Source organism: Escherichia sp. E3659, from assembly GCF_005781135.1.
Classification (GTDB): domain Bacteria; phylum Pseudomonadota; class Gammaproteobacteria; order Enterobacterales; family Enterobacteriaceae; genus Escherichia.
The window spans coordinates 185630-201002 of the sequence record NZ_VATQ01000014.1; the positions used below are offsets into that span (position 1 = coordinate 185630).

At 53.2% G+C, this 15373-nt stretch carries 16 protein-coding genes; 8 read left to right on the plus strand and 8 right to left on the minus strand.

Annotated elements, in window-relative coordinates; genetic code table 11:
- From FEK47_RS12015 to cueR, 3 genes are read left to right on the plus strand one after another with little or no spacing between them, the layout of a single operon-like run.
- Positions 1–2163 (plus strand): type I secretion system permease/ATPase, encoded by a 2163-nt coding sequence (locus FEK47_RS12015; RefSeq protein WP_135486563.1) that lies wholly within the window; start codon positions 1–3, stop codon positions 2161–2163.
- Entirely contained in the window at positions 2160–3335 is a 1176-nt protein-coding gene (locus tag FEK47_RS12020; RefSeq protein ID WP_135486562.1) for an HlyD family type I secretion periplasmic adaptor subunit, read from the plus strand. The genes FEK47_RS12015 and FEK47_RS12020 overlap by 4 nt, the downstream gene beginning before the upstream one ends.
- Positions 3332–3739, plus strand: coding sequence for a Cu(I)-responsive transcriptional regulator (gene cueR, locus FEK47_RS12025; protein WP_001026752.1), 408 nt, complete (start codon positions 3332–3334; stop codon positions 3737–3739). Before FEK47_RS12020 ends, cueR begins: the two co-directional genes overlap by 4 nt.
- A 3-nt stretch (positions 3740–3742) precedes the next feature.
- Here cueR and FEK47_RS12030 read toward each other — a convergent pair whose 3' ends face one another.
- The 3 genes from FEK47_RS12030 to FEK47_RS12040 are packed head-to-tail and all read right to left on the minus strand — an operon-like array spanning position 3743 to position 5465.
- A complete protein-coding gene (locus FEK47_RS12030; protein ID WP_130215523.1) occupies positions 3743–3946 on the minus strand; it encodes a hypothetical protein in 204 nt (67 codons plus the stop codon).
- On the minus strand, positions 3943–4365 hold the full coding sequence (locus FEK47_RS12035) for a hypothetical protein (protein WP_135486561.1): 423 nt from the start codon (positions 4363–4365) through the stop codon (positions 3943–3945). Before FEK47_RS12035 ends, FEK47_RS12030 begins: the two co-directional genes overlap by 4 nt.
- A 53-nt stretch (positions 4366–4418) precedes the next feature.
- The gene (locus FEK47_RS12040; RefSeq protein ID WP_240727730.1) at positions 4419–5465 is read right to left on the minus strand and encodes a YadA-like family protein; all 1047 of its coding nucleotides are present in this window, start codon (positions 5463–5465) and stop codon (positions 4419–4421) included.
- 731 nt (positions 5466–6196) lie between these two features.
- On the opposite strand from FEK47_RS12040, the gene FEK47_RS12045 reads away from it, so the two are divergent.
- Positions 6197–6559 (plus strand): hypothetical protein, encoded by a 363-nt coding sequence (locus FEK47_RS12045; protein ID WP_001001643.1) that lies wholly within the window; start codon positions 6197–6199, stop codon positions 6557–6559.
- 285 nt (positions 6560–6844) lie between these two features.
- Here FEK47_RS12045 and FEK47_RS12050 read toward each other — a convergent pair whose 3' ends face one another.
- Positions 6845–7303, minus strand: coding sequence for an NfeD family protein (locus FEK47_RS12050; RefSeq protein WP_135486559.1), 459 nt, complete (start codon positions 7301–7303; stop codon positions 6845–6847).
- Entirely contained in the window at positions 7300–8217 is a 918-nt protein-coding gene (locus FEK47_RS12055; RefSeq protein WP_000904498.1) for an SPFH domain-containing protein, read from the minus strand. The genes FEK47_RS12050 and FEK47_RS12055 overlap by 4 nt, the downstream gene beginning before the upstream one ends.
- Before the next feature lie 144 nt (positions 8218–8361).
- Here FEK47_RS12055 and fetA point away from each other — a divergent pair, with 144 nt between their 5' ends.
- Both fetA and fetB read left to right on the plus strand, forming a co-directional pair.
- The gene (gene fetA, locus FEK47_RS12060; protein ID WP_135486558.1) at positions 8362–9039 is read left to right on the plus strand and encodes an iron ABC transporter ATP-binding protein FetA; all 678 of its coding nucleotides are present in this window, start codon (positions 8362–8364) and stop codon (positions 9037–9039) included.
- On the plus strand, positions 9026–9805 hold the full coding sequence (gene fetB / locus FEK47_RS12065; RefSeq protein ID WP_130223166.1) for an iron export ABC transporter permease subunit FetB: 780 nt from the start codon (positions 9026–9028) through the stop codon (positions 9803–9805). Before fetA ends, fetB begins: the two co-directional genes overlap by 14 nt.
- 62 nt (positions 9806–9867) lie before the next feature.
- Here the strand turns inward: fetB and cnoX are convergent, their stop codons facing one another.
- The 3 genes from cnoX to tesA are packed head-to-tail and all read right to left on the minus strand — an operon-like array spanning position 9868 to position 12205.
- Positions 9868–10722, minus strand: a complete 855-nt coding sequence (gene cnoX, locus FEK47_RS12070) for a chaperedoxin (RefSeq protein ID WP_001295322.1) — start codon at positions 10720–10722, stop codon at positions 9868–9870.
- A gap of 60 nt (positions 10723–10782) precedes the next feature.
- Positions 10783–11592 carry an NADP(+)-dependent aldehyde reductase gene (ybbO, locus tag FEK47_RS12075; protein ID WP_135486557.1) on the minus strand — a complete coding sequence of 270 codons (810 nt, stop codon included), beginning with the start codon at positions 11590–11592 and terminating at the stop codon, positions 10783–10785.
- Entirely contained in the window at positions 11582–12205 is a 624-nt protein-coding gene (tesA, locus tag FEK47_RS12080; protein ID WP_001295836.1) for a multifunctional acyl-CoA thioesterase I/protease I/lysophospholipase L1, read from the minus strand. Before tesA ends, ybbO begins: the two co-directional genes overlap by 11 nt.
- On the opposite strand from tesA, the gene ybbA reads away from it, so the two are divergent.
- On the plus strand, positions 12176–12862 hold the full coding sequence (gene ybbA / locus FEK47_RS12085; RefSeq protein ID WP_032237096.1) for a putative ABC transporter ATP-binding protein YbbA: 687 nt from the start codon (positions 12176–12178) through the stop codon (positions 12860–12862). The two genes, tesA and ybbA, sit on opposite strands and share 30 nt — an antisense overlap.
- Positions 12859–15273, plus strand: a complete 2415-nt coding sequence (gene ybbP / locus FEK47_RS12090) for a putative ABC transporter permease subunit YbbP (protein ID WP_135486556.1) — start codon at positions 12859–12861, stop codon at positions 15271–15273. The genes ybbA and ybbP overlap by 4 nt, the downstream gene beginning before the upstream one ends.
- Positions 15274–15373 lie beyond the last annotated feature (100 nt).

Below are 15373 nucleotides of genomic sequence, written 5' to 3' on the forward strand. Positions count from 1 at the left end.
ATGAAAAAAAATGCCCAGTCCGTGGAAGCCTGGCTGGAGGCGATGATCGCCGTGGCGCGCTATTATCGCCTTGATTTTTCTCAGGAGAACGTGCGCGCAACCGTCAACTGGGAGCGCGACAGTAAGCGGGAGGAGTTACTCACCGACATGGCGCGGCAGTTGGGAATGGGGCTGCGGCTGGTCGAGTTCTCCGCCGATTCGCTTAACCCGTGGCGGCTGCCGTTGATCGCGGTGTTTGATAATCAGCAGATTGGCGTAATCACCCGCCGCGACAATCACGACAATATCAGCGTTCAGTTCAGCGGTGACGAAGGGCTGGAAACCACGCTTAACGTCGCGGATGTTGAAGATAAAATCGTCGAACTGGCGCTGCTGCGTCCGCTCAGCGCCATTCCCGATGCGCGGGTGGATGACTACATTCGCCCATATCAGGCGAACTGGTTCTGGAATCTCTCGTTAAAAGACTGGCGGCGCTATGGCGACATTATGCTGGCGTCACTGGTGGCGAACGTGCTGGCGCTGGCGGCGATGATTTTCTCGATGCAGGTTTACGACCGCGTCGTTCCGGCGCAGTCCTACCCGACGCTGTGGGTACTGTTCGCCGGGGTGATGATGGCGATCCTGTTTGAGTTCTGTATGCGCATGGTGCGCACGCACCTCTCGGATATGATTGGCAAACGGGCGGATCTGCGTATTTCGGACCGCGTGTTTGGTCACGCATTACGGCTGAAAAATAACGTGCGCTCGAAATCCACCGGATCGTTTATCTCGCAGATCCGCGAACTGGAATCAGTGCGGGAGCTTATTACCTCCACCACCATCGGCGCGGTGGCGGACCTGCCGTTCTTCCTGCTGTTTGTCTTTATTCTGTGGATGATTGGCGGCTGGCTGGTGCTGGTTGTTTTGCTGGCGCTGCCGTTGCTGGTGATCCCCGGCCTGCTGGTGCAACGCCCGCTGGCGCGGCTGGCGAACGAAGGGATGCGCGAGTCGGCGGTACGCAACGCGACGCTTGTGGAAGCCGTGCAGTCGATTGAAGACATTAAACTGTTGCGCGCCGAACAGCGTTTCCAGAATCAGTGGAATCACACCAACGACGTGGCCTCGTCCATCAGCATGAAGCAACGTTTTCTCACCGGGCTGCTGCTCACCTGGACGCAGGAAGTGCAATCCATCGTCTACGTGGTGGTGCTGTTGGTGGGCTGCTTTATGGTGATGAACGGCGACATGACCACCGGTGCGCTGGTCGGGACGACGATCCTGGCTTCGCGCACCATCGCGCCGCTGTCGCAGATATCCGGCGTGCTCTCGCGCTGGCAGCAGGCGAAAGTAGCGCGTAATGGCCTTGATGAACTGATGAAGCGCCCGGTGGATCAGCCGGAACACGGCAAACTGGTGCATAAAGCGGTGCTGCACGGTAATTATCAGTTCAGCAACGCGGTGTTTTATTACGACGAAGAAGAGAAGATTGCCGATGTGGCGATTGGCAAACTCAACATTCAGGCCGGAGAGAAAATCGCCATTCTCGGGCGCAACGGCGCGGGTAAATCGACGCTACTGCAAATGCTCGCCGGAATGCGTATCGCCCAGCAGGGGCAGGTGTTGCTGGATAACATCAGCATCGGGCAGCTTGATCCGGCGGATCTGCGCCGCGACATGGGGCTGCTCAGCCAGACCGGGCGACTGTTCTTCGGTTCGCTGCGGGAAAACCTGACCATGGGGATGCCGGAAGCCAGCGATGAAGATATCGAACGCGCATTAACCCTCAGCGGGGCGCTGCCGTTTGTGCAGAAGCAGAAAAACGGCCTCAACTACATGATTCAGGAAGGGGGATTTGGCCTCTCTGGTGGTCAGCGGCAAACGCTGCTGCTGGCGCGGCTACTCATCTCTCAACCCAATATCGTGCTGCTCGATGAACCCAGCGCCTCGCTGGACGAAATGGCGGAAGCGCATTTAATCGAACAACTGAAACAGTGGATTGGCCATCGCACGCTGGTCATCGCCACTCACCGCACGGCAATGCTGCAACTGGTCGACAGAATCATCGTGATGGATCAGGGGCGGATTGTGATGGATGGCACGAAAGAGGCCATTTTGCGTGAACAGGGCGAACCCACGGCGCGACGGGTGGTGTTGCAGGAGAAGAATAAGGGGTCTGCCGCATGAACGGACAACTGCAATATAACCGTGGCCTGACTGAACCCCGCCTGCCGCGCTCGGCGCTGGCGGTACGTGTGACCGTCGTCATGCTGCTCTGTTTTCTCGGCTGGGCGTGGTATTTCCAGCTTGATGAAGTCACTACCGGCAGCGGCACGGTAGAACCTTCCGGGCGCGAACAGGTGGTGCAGTCGCTGGAAGGCGGAATTCTGTATCATCTCGACGTCAAGGTGGGCGATATTGTCGAACAGGGCCAGCCGCTGGCGCAGCTTAACCGTACTAAAACGGAATCCGACGTTCAGGAAGCGATGTCGCGGCTGTACGCGGCGCTGGCAACCTCGGCGCGACTGCGGGCGGAAGTGAGCAATAAACCGCTGGTGTTCCCTGACGAACTGAATAAATTCCCCGAACTTATCGAGTCGGAAACGGCGTTGTACAACACTCGCCGCGACGGGCTGAACAAAGCCACCACCGGGCTGACGCAGGGGATTAGTCTGGTCAACCGTGAACTGGCGATGACCCAGCCGCTGGTTAAACAGGGGGCGGCGAGCAGCGTCGAAGTACTGCGCCTGCAACGCCAGGCCAATGAACTGGAAAACAAACTCAGCGACGTGCGCACGCAATATTACGTTCAGGCGCGCGAAGAGTTAGCGAAAGCCAATGCGGAAGTGGAAACCCAGCGTTCGGTGATCCGTGGACGGGAAGACTCCCTCACCCGGCTCAACTTTACTGCGCCAGTTCGTGGCATTGTTCAGGATATTGATGTCACCACGGTTGGCGGCGTCATTGCCCCCGGTGGTAAACTGATGACCATCGTGCCGCTGGATGAGCAACTGCTGATTGAGGCAAAAATCTCCCCGCGCGATGTGGCGTTTATCCATCCGGGGCAAAAATCGCTGGTGAAAATAACCGCTTACGATTACTCCATCTATGGCGGCCTGCCGGGGGAAGTGGCAGTGATATCACCAGACACCGTGCAGGATGAAGTGCGGCGCGATGTTTATTACTATCGGGTGTACATTCGCACTTTCAGCAACCATCTGGAAAACAAAAGCAAACAGCAGTTTCCGATATTTCCCGGTATGGTGGCGACGGTCGATATCCGCACCGGCAAAAAAAGCGTGCTGGATTATCTGTTGAAACCCTTTAACAAAGCACAGGAGGCGTTGCGCGAACGATGAACATTAGCGATGTAGCAAAAATTACCGGCCTGACCAGCAAAGCCATTCGCTTCTATGAAGAGAAGGGACTGGTGACACCGCCGATGCGCAGCGAAAATGGTTATCGAACCTACACGCAGCAGCATCTCAACGAACTGACCTTACTGCGCCAGGCGCGCCAGGTGGGCTTTAACCTTGAAGAGAGCGGTGAGCTGGTGAACCTGTTTAACGACCCGCAGCGTCATAGCGCCGATGTAAAACGTCGTACGCTGGAGAAGGTGGCGGAGATCGAGCGCCATATCGAAGAACTGCAATCCATGCGAAACCAGCTACTGGCGCTGGCGAATGCCTGCCCCGGTGATGACAGCGCCGACTGCCCGATTATCGAAAATCTCTCCGGCTGCTGCCATCATCGGGCGGGGTGAAAATCAGTTAATCCCCGTTTGCACCGAGAGAATATGTTGCAAACTTTCTACCATAATGCGCCCCGACTGAAATAAGCCTTCCTGGATTTCGTTGTTAACATTCACAGCGTGAACCAGGGAGGCTAATAATGCTACTTGCAAGAAGGCAAAAATAAACGCACCGATAATCATAATATGCGTCAGGGCCATTTTCTTTTGCTCCTTCATTTTAAATAACCCACAAGCTGGCCTTCTTTCATTAAGGCGACTTTTCCTGTGTGATGATAAACAATGACGTTATACAGGCCCGACTGATAAACCGTAGCATCGGTATTATCTTCATCTATGGCACATAATGAATCATTGAGATAAGCAAAGTTTTTACTGCTCATTCTGAAGGTGACGCCAAATCCTTTATAAATGGATTTTTTAGCGGCCTGGGCATGTTGTGCGGCTTCTGCATTTTTAAATGCCTGTGCCTCGGATGCACTTAAAATAGCCGCCTGACGCTGTTGTTCTGCGAGATAACAGGTGTCATGACTGACGCCCTGCGCCTGGCAATCTGCGATGCGGGAAGTGGGAGAACTACAGCCAGCCAGTAATATAACCGCCAGCAGGGAAAACGATTTAATGGTGCTATTCATCATTGTTAACCTTAAATAATGTGCGGAAAATTGCGAATAAGAAATTGCTATTAAAATTAGAACGAATATCCCACGCCGACACCTGCGCCGAAATCAGATTGTGTATCCGCTGAGACTCCCGCTTTAATTACCGTATGAATTCCAGCATTAAAAGATGTTCCGACAGACACCGCAGATTCACCGTTGAAGGTTCCTGCTCCCGCTGACACCATCATTAAATCACCGGTTTTCACCTGCGGCTGTGAGGCAATGGCAATGGCTGACGCGATCCCCGCATTAGCATCTTTACGGTTATCTTCAACTTCGTTTTTCAGCGAACTGAAATTGTTATTGAGCGTCGTAATCTGCTGGCTGTTATCCGCTACTCGTTTTTGCGTGTTGCTTAACTGCTGATGCGTTTGGGTTGCGTCTTGTGTCAGGCTGTCAATTTGTTCATGCGTTTGCGTTGAGTCTTGCGCCAGACGCTGAATTTGCTCCCCATACTGCACACTATCGATATGTTGCGTAGCCTGGTTGGTCGCCAGAGTATCAATTTTCTGTTTTTGTTCTGCTGCAGTACGCGCATTCGCATCGTTTTGTGCGGTCAGTCTGGCGTTAACCATCTGCTGATAATGTGCGCTGGTCTGGGCATCGCCAAGTGCAGAAACCGTTTTTTGCGTCGCGTCGATTTGCTTCTGCTGATCAGTAATTTGTTGCTGCTGGGTGTCTGCTTGTTCCTGCTGCGCATTGGTAGCGGCTGTCTGTCTGGCGTCAATCATGCCCTGATATCGGGCGGCAGTCTGTACATCACCGGTGGCAGCAACGGTTTTCTGAGTTTCGTCGAGCTGTTGCTGCTGGTCAGCAATATCGCTGCGGTTCTGTTCGATATTATTTTTATTTTCCGTCACGGCAGCGGAAAGTTTGACGCCGTTCATCAGTGCGGTGTTGGCGTTAGCGTTCGCATGGTCAGCCGTTGACTGGGCATGTGCGACATCGCCTTTTATGGTGCTGACGTCTGACTGCACGGCGGAGACATCATTGCGGGCGTCGGTGATGGCGGCTTTATTGGCATCAATATCCGTCTGCGCCACCATAATGGCATGATGCGCATCATCGGCTTTCAGCGATGCCCAGTTGGCAGTGTGCTGCGCGTTCTGAATGGCGGTATCCTGCCCGTTGTCGCGGTCGATCTGCGCTTGATTGGTTATCGGGTTGAGCGTACTGGTGGGCTGTACGGGAGAAGCAGTTGTATCTTCCTGAGGCGTTGTAGTTTTGTAATCATGCGCAATCAGGTAATTTTGTGCGGCTGCGCTATTTCCTGTCCTTTCTAAAAATCGACCAATTTTCTGATCAATTTCCATTTGCGACATTCCTGGCTGGATTGCCGCTAATTCTGTCGCTGCTGCCTCAACAGTATCACCCGCAAACGCAGATGGACTTACCGCGGTAGCAACAACGACAGCCAGTAAAGACAGCTTTACAGTTTTCATGCATTTTTTCTCGTTCAAAGTAAGTCACATATTTGTTTCTATAAGCAACGTATAACGTTGTTATAAGAATTAATTTGCGTTGCAATTTAATCGAAATCTACGCCGCCATTTGTGTGATGTAAAGCGCGTTTTTGTCTTGTGTAAGCGTAAACATCACCCATAAGAAACAAAAAGTGTTTCTTATATAAATAAAATTGAAAATCATTTTGTGCTCTTTCAATGTAAAAAAGAGTAAAGACTTGTTTTGATAAGCGAAATAAATGTTGTTTCTGGGCTAAACGTGAAGCGGTTCCTGATGTGTGCTAGAATGCGTTTCTTTGATAAATCTCAATTTTTAAGAGGTTTACGCCAGGCAGGAAAATTAAATGAATGAATTTGAGAAGATTTTTAATGAAATGAATCTGGACAGGGCGCTGCTCCCCATCCTTTTTCGTTCGAATCGCTCTACGGTGTGGAAGTATTTAAGCGGCGATAGTACGGCTCCTGCCTCTGCCATGTCGCTGATCATGCTGTTGCAGTTGATCCAGAAGAGAAACCCCGATCTGTTAGCCGAATGGTTAACGCTTTCTGATTTCACCATTCCGCCAGAAGTTTACCTGGACCAGCCTGATTACTGGAAAGGGTGGGTGTATACCCAACACAAGGTCAATAAAAACGTCCTGGAATATCTAAAAAAACACTATCCGGATGAAGACCAAAAAAACATGAATAAAGGTAGTGACGAGTAATTTGTCAATGCCAGTTAATATGGCGGAGGCGGCCTACGATTCGGGCGCAGACTTCCAGGCATGATAAGACGCGTCAGCGTCGCATCAGGCACCGACGCATAACTGCCGGATGCGGCGTAAACGCCTTATCCGGCCTACGTTCAGGCGCAGACTTCCAGGCATGATAAGACGCGTCCGCGTCGCATCAGGCATCGGCGCACGACTGCCGGATGCGGCGTAAACGCCTTATCCGGCCTACGGTTCGGGCATATTTTTGTAGGCATGATAAGACGCGTCAGCGTCGCATCAGGCGATGATCGCACGGATGATCAGCGTTATCCCTTCAATCGCAATCACCTCAACATGCGTACCTGCACCGAGATCCTCGCTGGCGCTGACGGGCCATGAACTGTCGCCGACGCGCATATGACCGCGCCCGTTGACTAACGGTGATTCCAGCACAAAACGTCGGCCAATCAGCTGTTGACCGCGCTGGTTTAAATGACTGTCACTGTGCTTTTGTTCGCGCACGCCTCGTGCCAGCCATTTCCACCACAGCCAGGCGGCAAGTAGCGTCAGGACGGCAAACATCACCCCTTGCCACTCCCAACCCAGCGGCAGCAGCCAGACCATCAGGCCAGTAATCACCGCCGCGGCACCGCTCCATAACAGATAACCATTGCCGCCCAGCATCTCGGCTGCCAGCAGCAGACCGCCGAGACTCAGCCAAAAAATATGCGGATGGATAGCTATCATCTCGATCATGATTTATTTCGCTCGTTCGCGCTGTCTTTCACCAGTTCAGCAATCCCGGCAATCGACCCCATCAGACTGCTGGCGTCTAATGGCATCATCACCACTTTGCTGTTACTGGAGGAACCAATCTGCTGTAACGCTTCGGTGTATTTCTGCGCCACGAAGTAATTCACCGCCTGAATGTCACCAGAAGCAATGGCTTCAGACACCATTTGGGTCGCGCGGGCTTCCGCTTCGGCAGAACGTTCACGCGCTTCGGCCTGTAAGAATGCCGACTGACGTTCACCTTCCGCTTTCAGGATTTGCGATTGTTTTTCACCTTCGGCTTTGAGGATTTCCGCCTGACGGATCCCTTCCGCTTCAAGAATGTAAGCGCGTTTGGTACGTTCCGCTTTCATCTGCGCGTTCATCGAAGAGATAAGCTCAGCCGGTGGGCGCACATCGCGAATTTCAATACGGGTGACTTTTATCCCCCACGGATTAGTGGCTTCATCGACAATATGCAGCAGACGCGAGTTAATGCTGTCGCGCTGAGAGAGCATTTCATCGAGTTCCATTGAACCCAGAACGGTACGGATATTAGTCATGGTCAGGTTGATGATCGCAAGTTCCAGATTGCTGACTTCATAAGCGGCACGCGGGGCATCAATCACCTGAATAAAGCAAACGGCGTCGATAGTGACGTTGGCGTTATCTTTCGAGATAACTTCCTGGGATGGGATGTCGAGCACTTGCTCCATCATATTGATCTTACGACCAATGCGGTCCATAAACGGCACCACCAGACTGAGCCCCGGCTGTAATGTTTTGGTATAACGACCAAATCGTTCTACCGTCCACTGATAGCCCTGCGGAACGATTTTGACGCCCGCGCCAACAATGACCAGCGCGACAAAAATGAGAATCGGGATAAAAATAAGCATCGGAAAAACCTCCTGTTGTACCGTCCATAAAGAGCAAAATTGCTGCTTGATTAAACAAATTATACCTGATTACTGAAAGAGAGTTCCCCCTTATTCTTGCGGAGGATAAACTGTTTTTAGTAAAAATCAGAAAAGGGATGGGCAATGCAGGAAAATAGTCTTTTGCTCCAACTGCAAAATGTTGGATATCAGGCGGGCGATACGAAGATTCTCAATAACATCAATTTTTCGCTGCGTGCTGGCGAATTTAAGTTAATTACTGGCCCTTCCGGCTGCGGTAAAAGTACGCTACTAAAAATAGTTGCTTCATTAATCAGCCCGACCAGCGGAACGTTACTGTTTGAAGGTGAGGATGTCAGCACACTAAAGCCAGAAACCTATCGCCAACAAGTTTCTTACTGCGCCCAGACGCCGGCTCTGTTTGGCGACACGGTCTACGATAACCTGATCTTTCCCTGGCTGATCCGTAACCAGCAGCCTGATCCGGCCATTTTTCTCGATTTTCTCGAACGTTTCTCTTTGCCGGACACCATTTTGACGAAAAATATCGCCGAGCTATCTGGTGGTGAAAAACAACGCATCTCATTGATTCGTAACCTACAATTTATGCCGAAGGTTTTATTGCTCGACGAAATCACCAGTGCGCTGGATGAAAGCAACAAACGCAACGTCAATGAGATGATCCACCGCTATGTACGTGAGCAAAATATTGCGGTGTTGTGGGTGACGCACGATAAAGACGAAATTAATCATGCGGATAAGGTGATTACACTGCAACCGCATGCCGGAGAAATGCAGGAAGCACGCTATGAACACGCATAATATTACCAACGAGTCACTGGCACTGGCATTAATGCTGGTGGTTGTCGCAATCTTAATTAGCCATAAAGAAAAACTGGCGCTGGAGAAAGATATTCTCTGGAGTGTGGGGCGTGCGATAATTCAGCTGATTATTGTCGGCTATGTGCTGAAGTATATTTTCAGCGTGGATGATGCCAGCCTGACATTATTGATGGTGTTATTTATCTGCTTTAATGCGGCGTGGAATGCGCAAAAACGCAGTAAATATATTGCTAAAGCCTTTGTCTCGTCATTTATTGCTATTACGGTCGGGGCGGGAATTACTCTGGCGGTGCTGATTCTCTCAGGGTCGATTGAGTTTATCCCGATGCAGGTGATCCCTATCGCCGGGATGATTGCCGGTAACGCGATGGTGGCAGTCGGGCTGTGTTATAACAATCTCGGGCAGCGGTTTATCAGCGAACAGCAACAGATTCAGGAGAAACTGAGTCTTGGTGCGACACCAAAACAGGCTTCAGCGATATTGATTCGCGACAGTATTCGCGCGGCTTTAATTCCGACGGTCGATTCGGCAAAAACGGTTGGCTTAGTGAGTTTACCAGGAATGATGTCCGGGCTGATATTTGCCGGGATTGATCCGGTGAAGGCGATTAAATATCAGATTATGGTGACCTTTATGCTGCTCTCAACCGCCAGCTTGTCGACCATTATTGCCTGCTATTTAACCTATCGTAAGTTTTACAATTCGCGCCACCAGTTGGTGGTGACGCAATTGAAGAAGAAATGATGCGATGCCGGATGCGCAGCATCGCATCCGGCGTTGTGGTTCATGTGCCGATCAACGGAAAATTAATACAACAACGCATACAGCTGGCGGCGATACTTCGACGCCAGTGCATCACCCGTACCCAGCGCAGCGAGGATCTCCTGGAACGTTTTACGTGTCTGACCGTCTGCGGCGGTGAGATCTTTACGCAGATGCCCAAACAGTAACTCCAGCGCCTCTTCATTGCGCCCAACCTGATGCAGTTGCAGTGCCAGTTGCGTCGCCAGTGCGGCATCTTCTGGATTCTCCGCCACCTGCTGTTGCAGCTGTTGAATTTCCGGCGTATCTGCCGCCTGCTTCAGCAGTTCGATTTGCGCCACCAGCCCCTGGTAGCGGGTGTCCTGATCCTGCAATGGAATCGTTTTCAGCACCGCTTCCGCATCCTCAGAACGGTTCAGCGCAATCAGCGTTTCTGCCAGCAGCAGGCCGATCTCCCCGTTCTGATTCGACAACTGCCAGGCGTCTTTCAGCAATGGCAGGGCGTCGGTGTAATTGCCTTCCTGCATCAGTTGCATCGCCTGCTGCGCTTTCAGCTCTTCTTCGCGCGGCAGCACTTTATCCAGCAGGGCGCGGATCGCCTCTTCCGGTTGCGGCCCCTGGAAGCCATCTACCGGTTGCCCGTTCTGGAACAGATATACGGTCGGAATCGCGCGCAGACCAAACTGGGCGGCAATCATCTGCTCCGCATCGCAGTCCAGCTTCGCCAGAATAAATTGCCCGTTGTACTGCGCCGCGAGGCTTTCCAGGATCGGGGTTAACTGCAAACAGTGCTGGCTACGTTCAGACCAAAAATAGAACAGCACCGGTGTGGTCATTGACTGTTCAAGAACCTGTTGCAGGTTAGATTCGTTAATGTTGACAATATTTTCTACGGACATGGAGTCGCTCTCTGTTGTCGATATTTTCTTTGACATGGGGGCTTAAGCGCGCGCTTCAACTCACCCCTGCAATATTTTGTCCATCACACGCCCCGGCAGCAGGCGCTTAAGCACCATTACTGCCCAGGTCACCAGCGTCACCGGATAGCGCATCTTCGGTTTCTCGCTAATAAAAGCATGGCGCACTTTGTTGACCACCGCTTCCGGCCCCAACGTAAAGCGAGCGGCGATGCCGGGATTTTCGACCGGTTTATCGCTTTGCGTCTGGTTGACGTTGTCGGTGAAGCGAGTACGAATGGGACCGGGTTCGATCAGGCTAACTTTAATTCCGCTGTGGCGCAGCTCCATGCGCAGTGCGTCTGACCACGCCTCCAGCGCATATTTACTGGCCGCGTAAGCGCCGCGACCCGGCGTGGAGATTAATCCCATCACCGATGAGGTCATCACAATACGCCCTTCACCGTGCGGCAACATCGCCGGTAACAGGCGCATGGTGAGCTGGTGTGCGCCGAAAAAGTTGGCGGAAAACTGCTGTTCCATCTGCGCGCGGCTGATGGTGGAAAGGGGGCCATACATGCCGAATCCGGCATTGTTAAAGATCCCATACAGACAATTATCGGTCAGGGCGATCACTTCGTCGGCTGCGCGATCAACACTTTCTGGCGAATCCAGATCGATCAACACACCGGTGAATCCCATGCTGTTCATGCGCTCAACATCATCCGGTTTCCGGCAACCTGCCAGCACATGAAAACCCTGGCGTTTTAATTCGAGCGCGCTTTCCAGACCAATTCCACTGGAACATCCGGTAATTAAGACCGATTTTTGCATAACTTTACCTGTCAGGATCTCCGTTGCTTTATGAGTCATGATTTACTAAAGGCTGCAACTGCTTCGCCATCCAGTCGGCAATAAACGGCTGGGCGTCGCGGTTGGGATGAATACCGTCATCCTGCATCCATTGTGGCTTGAGGTAGACCTCTTCCATAAAAAAGGGCAGCAGCGGAACATCAAACTCTTTGGCGAGTTTGGGGTAAATGGCGCTAAAGGCTTCATTATAACGGCGACCATAGTTTGCAGGCAGACGTATTTGCATTAACAATGGTTCAGCGTTGGCGGCTTTGACATCCTGCAAAATCTGGCGCAGCGTCTGTTCCGTTTGCTGCGGCTGAAAACCACGCAATCCATCATTGCCGCCCAGTTCAACCAGCACCCAGCGCGGCTGATGCTGTTTCAGCAGAGCCGGAAGGCGCGCCAGCCCTTGTTGCGAGGTGTCGCCGCTGATGCTGGCATTAACTACCGACGTTTTACTCTGCCACTTATCATTCAACAAGGCAGGCCAGGCCGCGCTGGCAGACATTCGATACCCGGCGCTCAGGCTATCACCCAGAATCAATAACGTGTCCGCTGCGGCGGCACGAAAGGTTAACAGGACCAGGAACAGGAAGGGCAAATGCCAGCGGAAAACATTGTTGAAGTTCATCATCTTAAGAAGTCCGTCGGTCAGGGGGAGCATGAACTCTCCATCCTCACCGGAGTTGAGCTGGTTGTCAAACGTGGCGAGACCATCGCACTGGTGGGCGAGTCGGGATCGGGTAAGTCAACCTTGCTGGCGATCCTCGCCGGGCTGGATGACGGCAGCAGTGGCGAAGTGAATCTGGTGGGACAACCGCTACATAATATGGACGAAGAAGCGCGGGCAAAATTGCGCGCGAAGCACGTAGGCTTTGTTTTTCAGTCATTTATGTTAATTCCTACCCTTAACGCGTTGGAAAACGTCGAGCTTCCGGCGCTGCTGCGCGGTGAGAGTAGCGCGGAAAGTCGTAACGGGGCGAAAGCGTTGCTCGAACAGTTAGGGCTGGGTAAACGTCTTGATCATCTTCCGGCACAGCTTTCCGGCGGTGAACAGCAACGGGTGGCGCTGGCGCGAGCCTTTAACGGTCGACCTGATGTGCTGTTTGCCGACGAACCCACCGGCAACCTTGACCGCCAGACGGGCGATAAAATTGCCGACCTGCTGTTTTCCCTCAACCGTGAACATGGCACCACGTTGATTATGGTGACCCACGACCTGCAACTGGCGGCACGCTGCGACCGCTGCTTACGGCTGGTGAACGGGCAGTTGCAGGAGGAAGCATGATTGCACGTTGGTTCTGGCGCGAATGGCGCTCGCCGTCGCTATTAATTGTCTGGCTGGCGCTAAGCCTGGCGGTGGCCTGCGTGCTGGCGCTGGGTAATATCAGCGATCGCATGGAGAAAGGTTTAAGCCAGCAAAGCCGTGAGTTTATGGCGGGCGATCGGGCGTTGCGCAGTTCGCGCGAAGTGCCACAAGCGTGGCTGGAGGAAGCGCAAAAGCGCGGCCTGAAAGTCGGCAAGCAGCTGACTTTCGCCACGATGACCTTTGCGGGCGACACACCGCAGCTGGCGAACGTCAAAGCGGTGGATGATATCTACCCGATGTATGGCGATCTGCAAACTAATCCCCCTGGCCTGAAACCGCAGGCGGGCAGCGTATTGCTGGCCCCACGCCTGATGGCACTGCTTAACCTGAAAACGGGCGACACCATTGACGTGGGCGATGCCACCTTGCGGATTGCCGGAGAAGTGATTCAGGAACCGGATTCCGGTTTTAACCCCTTCCAGATGGCTCCGCGTCTGATGATGAATCTGGCGGATGTTGATAAAACCGGAGCCGTGCAGCCGGGGAGTCGGGTCACCTGGCGTTATAAATTCGGCGGCAGCGAGAACCAGCTCGACAGCTATGAGAAATGGTTGTTACCTCAGCTTAAACCCGAACAACGCTGGTACGGTCTGGAACAGGACGAAGGCGCGCTGGGGCGATCGATGGAACGCTCGCAACAGTTCCTGCTGCTTTCGGCGCTTCTGACCTTGCTGCTGGCAGTGGCAGCGGTGGCGGTGGCGATGAATCATTACTGTCGTAGTCGCTACGATCTGGTGGCGATCCTCAAAACGCTGGGGGCTGGGCGAGCGCAACTGCGTAAGCTAATCGTCGGTCAGTGGTTGATGGTGCTGGTGCTTTCAGCCGTTACCGGCGGAGCGATAGGCCTGTTATTCGAAAACGTGTTGATGGTGCTGCTCAAGCCCGTTCTGCCTGCTGCACTACCGCCTGCCAGCCTCTGGCCGTGGCTGTGGGCGCTCGGCACCATGACAGTCATCTCGCTGCTGGTGGGGCTACGACCGTACCGCCTGTTGCTGGCAACGCAGCCTTTACGTGTGTTACGTAATGATGTGGTAGCGAACGTCTGGCCGCTGAAGTTTTATCTGCCGATTGTCAGTGTGGTGGTTGTGCTGCTGCTCGCCGGATTAATGGGCGGCAGTATGCTGCTCTGGGCGGTGCTGGCGGGCGCGGTAGTACTGGCTTTGCTATGCGGTGTGCTGGGCTGGATGCTGCTGAATGTACTTCGCCGCATGACGCTGAAATCGCTACCTCTGCGCCTGGCGGTTAGCCGCCTGTTACGTCAGCCGTGGTCAACGTTAAGCCAGCTTTCGGCATTTTCGCTCTCCTTTATGCTGCTGGCACTGCTGCTGGTGTTGCGTGGCGATCTGCTCGACCGCTGGCAGCAGCAGCTACCTCCAGAAAGCCCGAACTACTTTTTAATCAACATCGCCACAGAACAGGTAGCACCACTAAAAGCGTTCCTCGCGGAACATCAAATAGTCCCGGAATCATTTTATCCGGTAGTGCGGGCGCGACTGACGGCGATTAACGGCAAGCCGACAGAAGGTAATGAAGATGAGGCGCTTAACCGCGAACTCAATCTTACCTGGCAAAATACGCGGCCCGATCATAATCCGATTGTCGCCGGTAACTGGCCGCCAAAAGCCGATGAAGTGTCGATGGAAGAGGGGCTGGCGAAACGCTTAAACGTTGCCCTCGGCGATACCGTGACTTTTATGGGCGATACCCAGGAGTTCCGCGCTAAAGTGACCAGCCTGCGCAAAGTGGACTGGGAAAGTCTGCGGCCTAATTTCTATTTTATTTTCCCGGAAGGGGCATTGGACGGGCAGCCGCAGAGCTGGCTTACCAGTTTCCGCTGGGAGAATGGCAACGGCATGTTGACGCAACTCAACCGCCAGTTCCCGACCATTAGCCTGTTAGACATTGGCGCGATTTTAAAACAGGTCGGTCAGGTGCTGGAGCAGGTAAGTCGGGCGCTTGAAGTGATGGTGGTGCTGGTCACCGCCTGCGGTATGTTGCTGTTGCTGGCACAGGTGCAGGTGGGAATGCGTCAGCGTCATCAGGAGCTGGTGGTGTGGCGCACACTCGGTGCGGGGAAAAAACTGCTGCGCACGACATTGTGGTGTGAGTTCGCCATGCTTGGGTTTGTTTCCGGCCTGGTGGCCGCAATTGGTGCGGAAACGGCGCTGGCAGTGTTGCAGGCGAAAGTGTTTGATTTCCCGTGGGAGCCAGACTGGCGATTGTGGATTGTGCTGCCGTGTAGCGGTGCGCTGCTGCTGTCGCTTTTCGGCGGCTGGCTGGGTGCGCGACTGGTTAAGGGTAAGGCGCTGTTCAGGCAGTTTGCGGGGTGATGACCGGCGTTAGATTGCCTGATGCGCTACGCTTATCAGGCCTACGAAGAGCGTGCAATGTATTGATTTTGCAAGATTGTGTAGATACTGTTATGGCCTG

Excerpts from the sequence above, each read along its gene's own strand:
- FEK47_RS12015 (WP_135486563.1), top strand. The coding sequence starts at position 1 with ATGAAAAAAAATGCCCAGTCCGTGGAAGCCTGGCTGGAGGCGATGATC.
- FEK47_RS12020 (WP_135486562.1), top strand. The coding sequence starts at position 2,160 with ATGAACGGACAACTGCAATATAACCGTGGCCTGACTGAACCCCGCCTG.
- cueR (WP_001026752.1), top strand. The coding sequence starts at position 3,332 with ATGAACATTAGCGATGTAGCAAAAATTACCGGCCTGACCAGCAAAGCC.
- FEK47_RS12030 (WP_130215523.1), bottom strand. The coding sequence starts at position 3,946 with ATGAAGGAGCAAAAGAAAATGGCCCTGACGCATATTATGATTATCGGT.
- FEK47_RS12035 (WP_135486561.1), bottom strand. The coding sequence starts at position 4,365 with ATGATGAATAGCACCATTAAATCGTTTTCCCTGCTGGCGGTTATATTA.
- FEK47_RS12045 (WP_001001643.1), top strand. The coding sequence starts at position 6,197 with ATGAATGAATTTGAGAAGATTTTTAATGAAATGAATCTGGACAGGGCG.
- FEK47_RS12050 (WP_135486559.1), bottom strand. The coding sequence starts at position 7,303 with ATGATCGAGATGATAGCTATCCATCCGCATATTTTTTGGCTGAGTCTC.
- FEK47_RS12055 (WP_000904498.1), bottom strand. The coding sequence starts at position 8,217 with ATGCTTATTTTTATCCCGATTCTCATTTTTGTCGCGCTGGTCATTGTT.
- fetA (WP_135486558.1), top strand. The coding sequence starts at position 8,362 with ATGCAGGAAAATAGTCTTTTGCTCCAACTGCAAAATGTTGGATATCAG.
- fetB (WP_130223166.1), top strand. The coding sequence starts at position 9,026 with ATGAACACGCATAATATTACCAACGAGTCACTGGCACTGGCATTAATG.
- cnoX (WP_001295322.1), bottom strand. The coding sequence starts at position 10,722 with ATGTCCGTAGAAAATATTGTCAACATTAACGAATCTAACCTGCAACAG.
- ybbO (WP_135486557.1), bottom strand. The coding sequence starts at position 11,592 with ATGACTCATAAAGCAACGGAGATCCTGACAGGTAAAGTTATGCAAAAA.
- ybbA (WP_032237096.1), top strand. The coding sequence starts at position 12,176 with ATGCCAGCGGAAAACATTGTTGAAGTTCATCATCTTAAGAAGTCCGTC.
- tesA (WP_001295836.1), bottom strand. The coding sequence starts at position 12,205 with ATGAACTTCAACAATGTTTTCCGCTGGCATTTGCCCTTCCTGTTCCTG.
- ybbP (WP_135486556.1), top strand. The coding sequence starts at position 12,859 with ATGATTGCACGTTGGTTCTGGCGCGAATGGCGCTCGCCGTCGCTATTA.